Raw genomic sequence first — 14,479 nt, 5'->3', positions numbered from 1 at the left:
AAGTTTTATGAATAATAGTTTAGGCTCTTTTTGTAGCATTCATCATTATTTTTACCTAAAATGACAAAGAAAGGAGAGATGACAATGGATTTAACACGGCGACAATTAGAATTGTTAGTTTACTTGGCGAATACTAATCTGTGGGTAAATAGTGAAAAATTAGCTGAGCAAATTCATGCAAATAAAAAAACAGTTCAATCGGAAATCAAAGATATGATAGATAGGTACCCAGAAGATATAGCTATAGATAGTAATAAGCGCAAAGGCTATCAATTAGTGTATCTAGCTCCAGAATTACAGACACAAATTGTTTTAGAAGTAAAAAAACATAAGATGTATTCAAGCATGAATTTTCGTGCTTCAGCAATGGTTGTTTACATGATATGTCAAGAAGATTATGTCAGTATGCAACATTTAGCTGATACTTTTTTTCTTTCAAAAACAGCAGTTTCTAATGAAATCAAAACCATTCAACGTTGGATTGCTCGTAATGCCAATTTAGAATTAGAAATATCCAATCAAAAAGGTTTGAAAATTTATGCAACAGAAAATATGCGTCGGATATTTGTTTCAATGGTGGGGACAGAGTCGGTTTTATCAGAAAGTCGATTGCCACAAGATTTTATTGAAGAAATACTTCAAATGATTCCTTCCATCCAAAATTTTTTACAAGAAATATTAGTAGCCGCTAATTATATAATATCTGGAGAAGATTTTTTACGCTATGTTCGATATATTGCTTTGACCATCGCTAGAGGAAAACGTTCTTATGAATTGGAAGAACTACCGGTAAATAATATGTTTGTTCCAGTGATAGAAAGAATTGTTAAAGCTATGAAAATAGAATTCAATTATGATGTAATAATCAATGAACATAACGCTTTAGAAAATCGTTTGTTAGAACTAAACTATCTCTTTTTAAATGACCGAGAAAATTTAGTAATTAAAAAAAAGTTATTAAAATTTGAAAAATCGATTATTGAATTTTTGAATCTTCCTACAGAAAAATTGTTTGATCGAAGTGATGTTTTAGTGATGCACATCCAGCAGATGGAATTACGAATGACGGCTGGTCACAATGTTCTAAATCACTATGCCCAAAAGACATTAGCCAATTATCCATTAGAAGCCTATTTGATTCGGCGCTTTTTTCCTATTTACTTTGGTTTACGACCCAATTTAGCAGAACTTTCTTATCTAGTTTTATATTTGGCAGAAAGTCTTGAAAAATTTAAAGGCGTTGAAACATTATTAGTTGTTAGCAATCAATCATTTAGTGTTTTAAATGCCTTAAAACGAAATTTAGAAGATACCTTACTTCATAAAGTCAAAGAAGTACGTGTTGAACCAGCCTATGTTTTTGAAGCAAGAAACGAAGAGGATCAACAGTTTAGTTTGGCGTTGACAACAGAACAGGAAATTGTTTTCAATTATCCTAACTTTCGATTTATTCCAAGTGTTTTATCTGATAATGAGTTAGATGAATTAAGCAAAAGTTTGTATTTGTTTATCAACGAAAAAAAGGAGGAATTTAAGCAAAAATTTCTTAAAAAGTACTGTAGTGAAGAATGTCAAATAATTATAAAGAAAAAAATTGCTGACTTACAATCATTAATTCCTACGAACAAAGAGACGGTTATTTTGCCGATCACCTCAAAGATGCTTTTTACATGTGAAATTAAAGATAAGGGAACAACTAAAATTCGTATTTATCAGTTACATGAGCCAATCATTTATCAGCAGCGGAAGATCCAAATCTTAATTCATGTTTCTTATGCTAAAGATCCGTTGATTCTTTTGAATTTTTCTGCAATTAGTGGGCTTTTAAATAATATCTAGTGTTCAAGCAATTTCGCTTTTACTAACGATTTATCTTGAATGGCGAAAGACTCATCAACTCCCTATACTAACAATATAGAAAGCGAATACATTTTAAAAGGAGGAATTAAAATGGGTTATGAGTCATTAGCAGCTGATATTTTACAAAATGTTGGCGGGGAGCAAAATGTCAGTAATTTGTACCATTGTGCAACAAGATTGCGGTTCACATTGAAGGATAATAAAAAAGCTAAGAAGCAGAAGATAGAAAATCTTGATGGAGTTATTACTGTCGTTGAAGCAGGAGGAATGTTTCAAGTTGTAATTGGAAACACCGTCAATGACGTCTATGAAGCAATCACCAAAATATCTGATTTAGGCATGTCTACGGAAGAGGATAATACACCAAAAGAAAAGAAAAATTTATTGAACTCATTTATTGATATGATCGCTGCAGTTTTTGCACCTACATTAGGCGTATTAGCGGGGAGTGGTCTGATTAAAGGTGTTTTGGCATTATTTACGAGTGTAGGTTGGTTATCTGTAGAAAGCGGAACTTACGTTGTTTTAAACGCTGCAGCAGATGCATTTTTCTATTTCTTGCCGATTTTCTTAGCTTATACAGCAGCTAAAAAATTTAAAACAGATATTTTTATTGCAATGGTTTTAGCGGCAGCATTAGTATATCCAACAATCACTGCTGCATATACAGATAGCACAGCCATCAACTTTTTAGGATTACCCGTTTCTTTAGCTAAATATTCCAGTACGGTAATACCAGCTATTCTAGCAGTGTATGTTTTATCTTATCTGGAACGTTTTATTCGTAAAAGATTACATGAAAGTGTTCGGAACTTATTAACGCCCTTTATTTGTTTGATTATCATGGTTCCATTGACTTTGATGGTCGTTGGACCAATTGCTAATTCAGCTAGTCAATTGATAGCTAATGGCTACTTAGCAGTTTATAATTTCAGTCCGATCTTATCTGGAGCAGTAATTGGTGGTTTTTGGCAAGTCTTAGTTATTTTTGGTTTACATTGGGGTATGGTACCGGTCATGACCAATAATATTTCTTTTTACGGTAGAGATACATTAGGTCCTGGTTGTATGACTGCAGTAGCAGCACAAGCGGGTGCTGTTTTAGGAGTATTTTTAAAAGCAAAAGACAAAAAAATAAAAAGTTTAGCATTGTCTGCGTTTATCAGTGCCTTGTTTGGAATCACGGAACCCGCTGTGTATGGGATCACTTTAAAATATAAAAAACCATTTTATATTGCTTGTATTGTCGGTGCCATCTTTGGAGGGGTCGCAGGAGCGGCAGGAGCGGGCGCGTTAGCTGTTGCAACTAGAAGTATACTGTCCTTTCCGATATATATCGGTCAAGGATTTGTCTGGTTAGTAGCTAGCTACTTTTTAGCAATGATAGCTGCTTGTATATTAACTTTCTTATTCGGTTATAAAGATGAAGTAGCAAAAGAAGAACAAAAGATGTTAAATAACGAAAAAGAATTAATATTAGAAAAACCCGCACAAGGAAAAACTATTGCGTTATCAAAAGTTGATGATCCTACTTTTTCAAGTGGAGTACTTGGTGAGGGCTTTGCCGTGATTCCTACTAGAGGGGAAGTTTATAGTCCAGTTGACGGGATGATTTCATCCATTTTCCCAAGCAAACATGCAGTTGGGATAATTACAGCTGAAGGTGCAGAGATTTTGATTCATATTGGTATTGATACGGTCAATTTAGGTGGGAAATATTTTGAAACTTTTATTGAGCAGGATTCTCAAGTACGTGCAGGACAATTATTAGTGAAATTCGATTTAGAAAAAATTAAAGAAAATGGCTACGATCCCACAATTATGGTTTTAGTGACTAATAGTTCAACTTTTGAAAAAATAGAATTTGTGGATGACAATCAAAGTGTAACGATTGATGCGAATTTTGATGAAGTTTTAGTTTAAGGAGTAGATAGAAATGACAAAATTTCCTAAAGATTTTTTATGGGGCGGCGCTACTGCTGCCCATCAAGTTGAAGGTGGATATAAAGAAGGTGGAAAAGGACTTTCAGTGTCCGATGTTTATACATTTGATAGCAGACTTCCCAGAGAACAATGGACAGATCAATGGCATTTAATGACACATCAGCAAGTGGAAGAAGCGCAAGATCCAAAGAGTAAAAAATACTATCCTAAAAGACATGGAAATGATTTTTACCATCATTATAAAGAAGATATTGCTCTATTTGCAGAAATGGGTTTCAAATGTTATCGGACCTCTATTGCTTGGACTCGTATTTTTCCTAATGGTGATGAGTTGGTGCCGAATGAAGAAGGTTTAAAGTTTTATGATAATATGTTTGACGAACTATTGAAATATGGAATAGAACCTGTTGTATCACTTTCTCATTATGAGATGCCATTGTATTTGGCCACAGAATATGGTGGCTGGGTAAATCGTAAGGTGATCGATTTTTATGTTAATTTTGCAAATACGGTATTCGAACGTTATAAAAATAAAGTAAAGTATTGGATGACATTCAATGAAATCAATTGTGTGAAACATCATCCTTATGTCAGTATTGGAGTAATCGAAGAAAATCATCCTGATATTGAACAAGCTAAATATCAAGGGGTGCACCACCAATTCGTAGCTAGTGCACTAGCCACAAAAGCCTGCCATAAAATCATTCCAAATTCTAAAGTGGGATGTATGATCAGTTATCAATTATTAGTACCTTATTCATGTGATCCTGATGATGTGCAAAAAACAGTTACAAGTCAACGGGATTCACTATTTTTTTCAGATGTTCAGGCCAGAGGTGAATATCCAGCTTATACAAATCGGATGTTTGAAGAAAAAGGTGTACAATTAGAAGTAGAAATAGGAGATGAAGAAATTTTAAGTCAGCATCCGGTAGACTATATTTCTTTTAGCTACTATATGTCTTCAGCAGTGTCCGCCCATCCAGAAAAGCTAGAACATGCTGAAGGGAATTTAATTACTGGTGGAATTAAAAATCCTCATTTGCCAAGTAGTGAATGGGGATGGCAAGTTGACCCTAAAGGCTTAAGAATTGCATTAAATCAATTATATGATCGTTATCAAAAGCCATTATTTATTGCTGAAAATGGGCTGGGTGCGGTTGATGAGATTCAAAAAGATGGTAGTATTCAAGATGATTATCGAATTGACTATCTTAAGCAACATATTGAACAAATGAAAGAAGCCATTCATGATGGCGTGGATTTATTTGGCTATACTTCATGGGGATGTATCGATATCGTTAGTGCATCTACTTCTCAAATGTCGAAACGTTATGGATTCATCTATGTCGATCAAGATGATGAAGGCAATGGTACTAAACAAAGACGTAAGAAAAAATCATTTGATTGGTATAAGAAAGTTATTGCCACAAATGGTGAAGAATTATAAGTGAAAATAACCTTGCTAATATCAGCAAGGTTATTTTTTATCTCATATTATTAAACCTGAAGAAAAAAGTCATGCTTCTCTTTTTACAAGGTCGTAAATTGTACGGGGAAAGTTCACCTTTCTTTTTTAAATAGAATAGTAAGCTTATATATTCTATAATTCGAATCTTTTGTCAAATAAATTAAAAATTCAGTGGATAAAGGGCAAATTTTATGGTTTAATTTACTTTAATGTTTTATTAAAAGGAGGTTAATTTTATATGAAAGAAAAAACAAAAATAGTGCCGAAAATTTTCATAAATAGAATTTTAGCAGGAACAGCAACGGGGGTTATCGTGGGACTAATCCCCAATGCCGTCTTAGTTGCTGTTTTAAAATATCTTAGTCAATATAGTTTAGCAACTACAATTGCTCAATCAGCAGCAATTTTTCAAATCGCTACTCCGTTGATTATTGGAGCGTTGATTGCTTTACAATTTAGTTTTAACCCGATGAATATGATGGTGGTAGCTGGATCGGCGTTTGTAGGTTCAGGTGTTATAAAATTTACACCTGACTTGGGTGAAAATGGACTTTATGTCGGAGCAGGAACAGGGGATATTATCAATACGATGATCACTGCTTCGATTGCTGTTTTACTGATTTTAGTAATTGGTGATCGATTTGGATCGGTAGCTATCGTATTAACACCCATTGTTGTAGGTATTGGGGCCGGAACGATTGGTTTTTATCTATATCCATATGTGACTGCAATCACCTCAACGATTGGAATGATCATTAATAATTTTACCACGTTGCAGCCGTTATTAATGTCGATTTTAATTGCTTGTTCTTTTGCATTTTTGATTATTTCGCCAATATCTACAGTAGCGATTGGAGCTGCGATTCAATTAAATGGTATTTCTGCAGGCGCTGCTGCTATGGGTGTCGCTGCTACAACAATTGTATTAGTCGTCAATTCATGGAAAGTAAATAGGTCAGGGATAACTATCGCAATTGCTTTAGGAGCTATGAAAATGATGATGCCTAATTTATTTAGAAAACCAATTATTTTAGTTCCCTGTTTAATGACTGCTATAGTTTGTTCAATCCCAGTGGCTTTATTATCTATTTCAGGAACGCCAGGTTCAGCCGGATTTGGTTTAGTGGGATTAGTGGGTCCGCTGGCTTCTTTAGATGCTGGTCTAAATATTGGATTAGTCGTTCTTTGCTGGATCGTAGTTCCCGTTATCGTAGCTTTGGTTTTACAATTTATTTTTGAGGAAATTTTAAACCTATATAATAGAGAGGACGTATTCAAATTTTTAGGATAAAACTCGGACGCATAAATTTTTTCGCATTTAGTTTAATTAGATAGAAAAAGAATCCTTTCAAATAGAGAACATTCGTTCTATAATGGGTCATGAACGAAAACAAGTAATTATTGGAGGGTATTATGAATCCCAAAGAGTTAAAAGAATATATTGATGAAAAAGCACCGAATGCGTATGAAACTTTTTTTGCTAGTGCAAAAGAATATCAAAATGAAAAAAATCAAAAAAGACAGCCTGCGAAGCGTTGGAATGAACGGAAAGTAGACCGTAGTGTCGAAAAAATGTGGGATGGGGTCATTAGTACGATCCATAATTCTTTATCAATGAATATAAAAGGTGAAGATCGGAAAAATTATGAAGCTTGGGTGGAATTTATCGAGAAAAGTGAATTTTTAGTTAGTTTTGAGGAACAAATCGCAGAAATAGAATTTGAATAAATTAAGCTATTTTTTTGAAATCCTATTTTTTAATTGTTATTATCGTTAGATAGTTCTAAGGCAAAGGGGATAGTATTTTGAGTGACATTAAAAAGATTGATAGTACTGATTTGAAGCAGCTTCAAACAATTAGCATTAGAACATTTACGGATACATTTGGAAAAGATAATACGGAAGAAGACTTAAACAACTATTTGGAATTAGCTTATGCAGATCAAGTGCTGACTGACGAAATCAATAATAGTGATTCTGAATTCTATTTTATCTATTTAGATGCTAGAGTAGCTGGCTATTTAAAACTAAATGTTGATTCAGCGCAAACTGAAAATTTTGCTAAAAATGGACTTGAAATTGAACGGATCTATATTGATCCAGATTTTAAACGAAATGGTTTAGGAAAAAAACTGTATGAACTAGCAGTTAAAAGAGCGGTTGAGCAATCAAAAGATTCTATTTGGCTGGGCGTTTGGGAGCACAATTTAGCTGCTATGGAATTTTACAAAAAAATGGGCTTCGAAAAAGTGGGACAACATTCATTTTTCATGGGTGAGGATGAACAAATCGATTTCATTATGCAGAAGAAAATTTAGCGATTAAGAGCGAGTATGGTTGTTGAAAAACAAGATACGCGCTTTTTTTATATGAAAATTGACAGATAATATTCTAGAGTTATTTTCCAGCTATTTTATTTAGTAAAAATGAAAAAGTAAAGCAATCGATTCGTCTATTTTAAACTTTATTTCAGCGATTCATTGACAGTCTTATTAGATTGGTTTAGCTTTAAATCATCCAATAATAAATGAGGGATTAGCATGTGGACTTTAAATGACAATAAAGCAATACCTATTTATCAGCAGATCATGGAACAAATTATCGGCTACATTCAAGACGGTACGTTACAGCCTGGAGATCAGGTGCCGGCAGAGCGAAAGTTGGCTGATTTTTATCAAGTTAATCGATCAACGGTTGTCCATGCATTAGATGAATTAGTCAGTCTCGGCTGGGTCATCAGGAGGCAAGGCAGTGGAACGATTATCAACGAAGGAAATTGGGGACGCAGTACGATACCGCGTGTCGATTGGCGGAGTTTTTTTACCCAAGATAGTTTGCGAAAAGATCCGTATGCAGAAAAAATCCAACAATTACTTCAAGATCCAACAGCAATCGATTTTTATTCAGGCGAACTGCCGTTAAGTTTGATTCCAGATTTCCGTTTTCCTTCTTATACATGGGAAGAATTATTATTAGAAGAGCGAAAACAAGGAACTTTAGGCTATCAGCCTTTGCAAAAAGTGGTTTGTGAACGAATAAAGCGAGAACAGAAAATTGAAGTTTCTTCAGACCAAGTATTGATTACTTCAGGAGCCCAGCAAGCTATGTTTTTATTACTACAGGTCATGTTACAAAGTGGGGATAGTGTAGCTATCGAAGACCCGTCATTCTTATATTCATTACCCATTTTTGCTAGTGCAGGTATTAAACTCTATGGAGTAGAATTAGATGATCAAGGGATGCGTATCGATAAATTGGAACAGTTGATTTTGACAAAAAAAATCAAATTAATCATTATTAATCCAACGTTTCAAAATCCAACTGGAACGACAATGTCTGAGCAAAGACGTTCAGAATTAATCGCACTTAGTCAAAAATATCAATTGCCAATCGTGGAAGATGAAGTGTTTAGTGAATTGAATTTTCAAACAGTTCCAGCGTCATTAAAAGAATTAGCTCCGCATCAAGTGATTCATTTAGGGTCGCTATCAAAAATATTTGGTTCTTCGATCAAAATTGGTTGGATCGTTGCTGATCAGGATTTAATTCAGCGCTTATCAGAAGCAAAACAGATAATGGATTTTTCAATCAGTGTTTTCCCACAAGTTATTGCCTATACAGCACTTAAAGATCCAAACTTTGAAGCGCACCAAAAAAAATTAGTCCAGACGTTGAAACAAAGAGCTAGTGACTTTGAAGCACAAGCAAAAAATGTTTTTGACGATTGGGAAATCTCATCGATTTGTGGTGGAATGTATGTGTACCTAAAGTGGAAACATCAAAAGTTAACACGAAAAGATTGGGATATTTTTATTAAGCACAAAGTATTAATTGCGCCGTCCTTCCTATTTAGTAGTGATACGATGGCGATGCGCATAAATTATACTCGTATGGATCAACATGGCCAACAAGTATTTTTCGAAAGGTTGCAGAAAATCTCAACTGAATTGAGGAGGAAATAATATGGATGCATTGGAAGTAATGAAGAATCACCGGTCATATCGTCAGTTCGATCAAGAATATCAATTATCAGAGGATGAACTAAAACAAATTTTACAAGCGAGCTGCCAAGCTCCGAGTTGGATGAATGGTCAAATGTACAGCATTATCGTGGTAAAAGACCGAAAAATACGAGAACAATTGGTTGAATTGAACCCAGGAAATCCGCATATGCTTCAAAGTTCTGTCTTCTTGATTTTTGTTGCTGATTTACATCGAACGGAAAAGGTAGCGCAACATTATCAAATGGATTATTTGATTGAAGAAAGTGTCGATCCTTTGATCACTGCAGTAACAGATACAGCCTTAGCTTTAGAAAATGCAGTGATTGCAGTCGAAGCGTTAGGTTTAGGTTCCGTGGTAGTAGGTTCGATCCGTAAAGATATCGAAAAAGTGAGCGCGCTACTAAACTTACCTGAAAAAGTTTTTCCGGTCGCTGGATTAAGTATCGGAAAACCAATCGTAGAGATGAATCTTAAGCCCCGCCTTCCAGAAGCCGCAGTGATTCATTATGATACGTATCAAGAATACGATTATAATTTAATTGAAGACTACGATGATACAATGGAAAAATTTGCGGAAGCTCGGGAAACGAAACGCTGGAGTAAAAAGTTTGCGGATTATTTTAGTAGTTCTCCCAATAAAAAGGTTGATGCATTTCTGAAAATAAACAAATTTTTTCATGCTAAGAATTGACAGCCCTATGTAAGTAATTTATAGTTAATTATGAAAGTTAAATAATTGTTAGGTGAGGCTCCTATATGGACACAGGCTACTGCCCAAAAATGTCGAGAGACGCCAATGGGTAGAACAGGGATCATCGTGAAGGTGATTCATAACGTAGCTGACAATTCTGTCTACGCCCTATAGTGCTAAAGCTCGACGATGAACATCGATGGATTTTTCGCGCGTGCTCATTTTCGAGTATGCGTTTTTTTGTGTGCTATTTAATGGGAATAATTGTTTAAAAGATAGAAAAAGCATATAAAGTGCTCAAAAAAGAGAGGATGTGAGGAAGATGGATCATGAGGACAGTCGACCCAAAAATGAATATAACAGGGCGGCTTTGGTTGTCCTGAAATTTAGGAGGAACCACTATGATGAACAAAAAAAACCTTCTTGCTCGCCAAGTCAACAAAGACCAAGAACTTAAAAAATTAGCACTTTTATCTGACCGGGATTTATTTTTAAATTTACGTACTTCAATGCAAGGACTTTCTGAAGAAGATGCTCAAAGCCGCTTAGAAGAATATGGTCCTAATGAAGTATCAGCACAAAAACCAACACCAGGTATTCTATTATTTTTACATGCCTTTAAAGACCCATTTGTTTATGTATTGGCATTATTAGCCATCGTTTCTTTAGCAACGAATGATATAGAAGCGTCTGTCGTCATGACAATCATGATCTTAGCGAGTGTTTTAATTACGTTTATTCAAGAATATCGTTCGCAAAAAGCAAGTATTGAATTAAAAGAAATGATCGAAAATACCGCTGCGATCACTCGTAATGGTGAAACAAAAGAAATTCCGATGGATGAAGTTGTTCCTGGTGACATTTTGACGTTAGCGACTGGCGATATGATTCCAGCAGATGCCGTTTTGATTTGGACAAAAGATTTATTCGTCAACCAATCATCGTTAACGGGAGAATCAATGCCTGTTGAAAAATATTTAAAAGAAACACGTGAAGTAACTGAAGAAACAACGGCGTTGGACTTAACAAACCTCGTGTTTATGGGTACGGATGTATTAAGTGGTCAAGGGAAAGCCATTATTTTAAAAACTGGACAGCAAACATTCTTTGGTGATATTGCGAAAAATGCCACGACGAAACGCGGTAAAACATCTTTTGATATCGGTTTGGCCAAAGTAAGCAAATTATTATTACGAATGGTCTTAGTCTTGTTCCCATTAGTTTTCTTAATCAACGGTTTAACAAAAGGGGATTGGAGTAGTGCCTTCTTCTTTGCAATTGCGGTAGCTGTCGGTTTGACGCCTGAAATGTTACCGATGATCGTAAGTTCTAATTTAGCAAAAGGTGCCTTGACGTTATCTAAGCATAAAGTAATCGTAAAAGAATTGGCCTCAATCCAAAATTTAGGAAGCATGGACGTTCTTTGCACAGATAAAACAGGAACGATCACAGAAGACCGTGTCGTTTTAGTCCAACATTTAGATCCTTTAGGAAATGAAAATGAACAAGTATTAGATTTAGCATTCATGAATTCAAGCTATCAAACAGGCTGGAAAAATTTAATGGATATTGCGGTGATCAACTTTTTTGAAGAGCAGCAACGGCATTTACCTTATCAAACGGTCAAGAAAATTGATGAGATTCCTTTTGATTTTTCACGTCGTCGGTTAACAGTAGTTATGAAGGCTGATGATCATCAATTGATGATCACAAAAGGTGCAGTCGAAGAAATGTCAGCTGTTTGCAAGTATGTTGAGATCAACGGCGAAACAATGGAATTGACACCAGAAATCCGGCAAGAGTTGCAAGCAGTCAATGAAAAAATGAACCGCCAAGGGATGCGTGCCATTACGGTTGCTGTTCGACGAGATGCACATGATGAAGCGATCTACTCTACCGAAGATGAAAAAGATATGACGTTAGTTGGCTTTATGGGCTTTTTGGATCCAGCAAAAGAATCAGCAAAACCTGCTATCGAATCATTACAACAACATGGAGTTGCTGTAAAAGTATTAACTGGTGATAATGCGATCGTTGCTCAAAAAGTTTGTCAAGATGTGGGTATTCCAGCAGAAAGTTTTATTTTAGGCAATCAAGTAGACCAAATGTCAGAAGAAGAATTGCAGCAAGCAGCAGAAACGACTAATTTATTTGCGAAACTTAATCCGATGCAAAAATCACGAATCATCGAAGCGCTCCAAACGAAAGGGCACACGGTTGGTTTTATGGGTGATGGGATCAATGATGCTCCAGCCTTGAGAAAAGCAGATGTTGGGATTTCAGTGGATACTGCTGCAGATATTACTAAAGATGCTAGTTCGATTATATTGTTAGAAAAAAGCTTAGGCGTGTTAGAAAATGGTGTCATTGAAGGCCGTCGAGTATTCAGTAATATGATGAAGTATATTAAGATCACGATTAGTTCAAACTTTGGGAATGTTTTTTCTATTCTAGTAGCCAGTGCATTTCTACCATTTCTACCCATGCTATCAATTCAATTATTATTACAAAATTTGATTTATGATATCGCTCAGTTGACGATTCCTTGGGATAACGTAGATGAAGAAGAGTTAAGTGCTCCAACAAAATGGGAAACACGTGGGTTACTAAAATTCACCGTATGTATCGGGCCAATCAGTTCAATCTTTGATCTACTAACGTTTTGGGTGATGTGGTTTGTCTTCGGTGCCAATACTGTTGGAACGCAAAACTTATTCCAAACGGGTTGGTTTATGGTAGGTTTAACAACACAATCGTTAGTCGTTTTAATGGTACGGACGAAAAAAATTCCTTTTATTCAAAGCCGGCCAGCTCCGCAAGTTTTTGCTAGTCTATTGATGGCAGTGGTAGTGGGAGCAATCGTAGTAATGAGTCCGCTAGCTCAACAATTCGATTTCGTTTCTTTACCTAATGCTTATTGGTTATGGTATGTCGGGATTGTTATTGCCTACATGCTAGCTACGCAATTAGGGAAAGTATTATATATAAAACTTGCTAAAGAATGGATTTAAATTGTAACAGAAGAAGGTACAGCCTTCTTCTGTTACTTTTTTTTGTGAAAAAATATAACAATTATTTTTGAATGTATCAAAACTCACAAAAGAAATCAATTTTTTGTTTTCATGGTTTTCAAAAGAAAGCTTTAGATAGGTAAAAAGAGTGTTTTGCAATTTTTCAATAAATATACATAGAAGTAGGACATTAAATATAATGAACTAAATTTCACAACCTTCAAAAGTGAAACGCTTCAATTACTTCATAAATGACGAGCAAGTTTGTTGTCAATTGAATATAAAAATGCTAACTTAGAGAAGAAGGGGCAATAGCAATAATACAGATTGACTTGCTGTTGCACTATGAACAAAACTTAACTTATTTAAGAGAGGAAAGTGTGACACCATGGCAGAAAAAAAGTTATCAATTGATTTTGAAGCCTTACTAAAAGATGTAAACGCGGATTTCCCCGTGTATCAAGCGTTGGATGAAGAAGGAAAAGTAGTAAATAAAAATCTTGTTCCTGATCTATCTGATGAAGAACTTGTTGAATTAATGACCTCAATGGTTTGGTCTCGTGTTTTGGATCAACGCTCAACTGCTTTGAACCGCCAAGGCCGTTTAGGTTTCTTTGCGCCGACTGCCGGTCAAGAAGCCAGCCAATTAGCTAGTCAATTTGCTTTTGATAAAGAAGATGTTTTATTACCGGGATATCGTGATGTACCACAATTGATTAAGCATGGCTTACCCTTAAAAGAAGCATTTTTATGGTCTCGCGGACACGTAGCTGGAAATAATTACCCAGAGGATTTAAATGCTTTACCACCTCAAATCATTATCGGCGCTCAATATGTGCAAGCAGCTGGTGTGGCTTTAGGCTTGAAAAAACGCAACAGTAAAAATGTTGTCTTTACTTATACTGGTGATGGCGGATCATCTCAAGGTGACTTCTATGAAGCAATCAACTTCGCAGGGGCTTATCATGCAAACGCTGTATTCTATATTCAAAATAACGGTTTCGCTATTTCAACTCCGCGTGAAAAACAAACAGCAGCTAAAACATTAGCTCAAAAAGCTGTTGCAGCAGGTATTCCTGGTATTCAAGTTGACGGAATGGATCCATTAGCTGTGTATTATGTTTCGAAAAAAGCACGTGAATGGGCAGCCGATGGCAATGGCCCAGTCTTGATTGAAACATTAACTTATCGTTATGGTCCACATACATTGTCAGGTGATGATCCAACTCGTTACCGTACAAAAGATATGGATGATGAATGGACGAAAAAAGATCCATTAGTTCGTTTCCGTAAATATTTAACTGAAAAAGGTTTATGGTCAGAAGAGCAAGAAGAAAAAGTGATCGAAGATACTAAAGAAGAAATTAAACAAGCAATTACAGAGGCTGATCGTGTACCAAAACAAAAAGTTTCTGATTTCTTGAAAAATATGTATGAAGTACAACCGCAAAATATTAAAGAACAAGTTGAATTCTATGAAGCGAAGGAGTCGAAATAA

General features: G+C 35.4%; 10 protein-coding genes and 1 riboswitch. All 10 genes read left to right on the top strand.

What is annotated here, in order from left to right; all coding sequences use genetic code 11:
- Positions 1 to 84: 84 nt before the first annotated feature.
- The 10 genes from ACQKTA_RS03440 to pdhA all read left to right on the top strand — a co-directional run bounded on the left by ACQKTA_RS03440 (position 85) and on the right by pdhA (position 14,479).
- Positions 85 to 1,839: a transcriptional regulator gene (locus ACQKTA_RS03440; protein ID WP_427814199.1), complete on the top strand. Its 1,755-nt coding sequence runs from the start codon at positions 85 to 87 to the stop codon at positions 1,837 to 1,839.
- Between the two features lie 39 nt (positions 1,840 to 1,878).
- Positions 1,879 to 3,783: a beta-glucoside-specific PTS transporter subunit IIABC gene (locus ACQKTA_RS03435; RefSeq protein WP_427814198.1), complete on the top strand. Its 1,905-nt coding sequence runs from the start codon at positions 1,879 to 1,881 to the stop codon at positions 3,781 to 3,783.
- 13 nt (positions 3,784 to 3,796) lie between these two features.
- Positions 3,797 to 5,254 carry a glycoside hydrolase family 1 protein gene (locus tag ACQKTA_RS03430; protein ID WP_427814197.1) on the top strand — a complete coding sequence of 486 codons (1,458 nt, stop codon included), beginning with the start codon at positions 3,797 to 3,799 and terminating at the stop codon, positions 5,252 to 5,254.
- A gap of 259 nt (positions 5,255 to 5,513) precedes the next feature.
- The gene (locus ACQKTA_RS03425) at positions 5,514 to 6,566 is read left to right on the top strand and encodes a PTS sugar transporter subunit IIC (protein WP_427814196.1); all 1,053 of its coding nucleotides are present in this window, start codon (positions 5,514 to 5,516) and stop codon (positions 6,564 to 6,566) included.
- A 122-nt stretch (positions 6,567 to 6,688) separates the two neighbouring features.
- Complete coding sequence (locus ACQKTA_RS03420) at positions 6,689 to 7,003, top strand: hypothetical protein (RefSeq protein ID WP_332580130.1); 315 nt, start codon at positions 6,689 to 6,691, stop codon at positions 7,001 to 7,003.
- Between the two features lie 77 nt (positions 7,004 to 7,080).
- The gene (locus ACQKTA_RS03415) at positions 7,081 to 7,593 is read left to right on the top strand and encodes a GNAT family N-acetyltransferase (RefSeq protein ID WP_427814195.1); all 513 of its coding nucleotides are present in this window, start codon (positions 7,081 to 7,083) and stop codon (positions 7,591 to 7,593) included.
- 222 nt (positions 7,594 to 7,815) lie between these two features.
- Positions 7,816 to 9,237, top strand: coding sequence for a PLP-dependent aminotransferase family protein (locus tag ACQKTA_RS03410; RefSeq protein ID WP_427814194.1), 1,422 nt, complete (start codon positions 7,816 to 7,818; stop codon positions 9,235 to 9,237).
- 1 nt (position 9,238) lies between these two features.
- Positions 9,239 to 9,970, top strand: a complete 732-nt coding sequence (locus tag ACQKTA_RS03405; protein WP_427814193.1) for a nitroreductase family protein — start codon at positions 9,239 to 9,241, stop codon at positions 9,968 to 9,970.
- Between the two features lie 37 nt (positions 9,971 to 10,007).
- Positions 10,008 to 10,171: riboswitch (M-box (ykoK) riboswitch) on the top strand.
- Positions 10,172 to 10,374: 203 nt separating this feature from the next.
- The gene (mgtA, locus tag ACQKTA_RS03400; protein ID WP_427814503.1) at positions 10,375 to 12,981 is read left to right on the top strand and encodes a magnesium-translocating P-type ATPase; all 2,607 of its coding nucleotides are present in this window, start codon (positions 10,375 to 10,377) and stop codon (positions 12,979 to 12,981) included.
- A gap of 388 nt (positions 12,982 to 13,369) precedes the next feature.
- Positions 13,370 to 14,479: a pyruvate dehydrogenase (acetyl-transferring) E1 component subunit alpha gene (gene pdhA, locus ACQKTA_RS03395; RefSeq protein WP_332580134.1), complete on the top strand. Its 1,110-nt coding sequence runs from the start codon at positions 13,370 to 13,372 to the stop codon at positions 14,477 to 14,479.

This window comes from Enterococcus sp. 22-H-5-01 (genome assembly GCF_050310005.1).
Taxonomy (GTDB): Bacteria; Bacillota; Bacilli; order Lactobacillales; family Enterococcaceae; genus Enterococcus_A; species Enterococcus_A hailinensis.
This window is presented reverse-complemented; position numbering and strand designations above follow the sequence as displayed.

Bases quoted from the DNA above. Each gene is read 5' to 3' on its own strand.
- ACQKTA_RS03440 (WP_427814199.1), top strand. From the start codon at position 85: ATGGATTTAACACGGCGACAATTAGAATTGTTAGTTTACTTGGCGAAT.
- ACQKTA_RS03435 (WP_427814198.1), top strand. From the start codon at position 1,879: ATGGCGAAAGACTCATCAACTCCCTATACTAACAATATAGAAAGCGAA.
- ACQKTA_RS03430 (WP_427814197.1), top strand. From the start codon at position 3,797: ATGACAAAATTTCCTAAAGATTTTTTATGGGGCGGCGCTACTGCTGCC.
- ACQKTA_RS03425 (WP_427814196.1), top strand. From the start codon at position 5,514: ATGAAAGAAAAAACAAAAATAGTGCCGAAAATTTTCATAAATAGAATT.
- ACQKTA_RS03420 (WP_332580130.1), top strand. From the start codon at position 6,689: ATGAATCCCAAAGAGTTAAAAGAATATATTGATGAAAAAGCACCGAAT.
- ACQKTA_RS03410 (WP_427814194.1), top strand. From the start codon at position 7,816: ATGTGGACTTTAAATGACAATAAAGCAATACCTATTTATCAGCAGATC.
- ACQKTA_RS03405 (WP_427814193.1), top strand. From the start codon at position 9,239: ATGGATGCATTGGAAGTAATGAAGAATCACCGGTCATATCGTCAGTTC.
- mgtA (WP_427814503.1), top strand. From the start codon at position 10,375: ATGAACAAAAAAAACCTTCTTGCTCGCCAAGTCAACAAAGACCAAGAA.
- pdhA (WP_332580134.1), top strand. From the start codon at position 13,370: ATGGCAGAAAAAAAGTTATCAATTGATTTTGAAGCCTTACTAAAAGAT.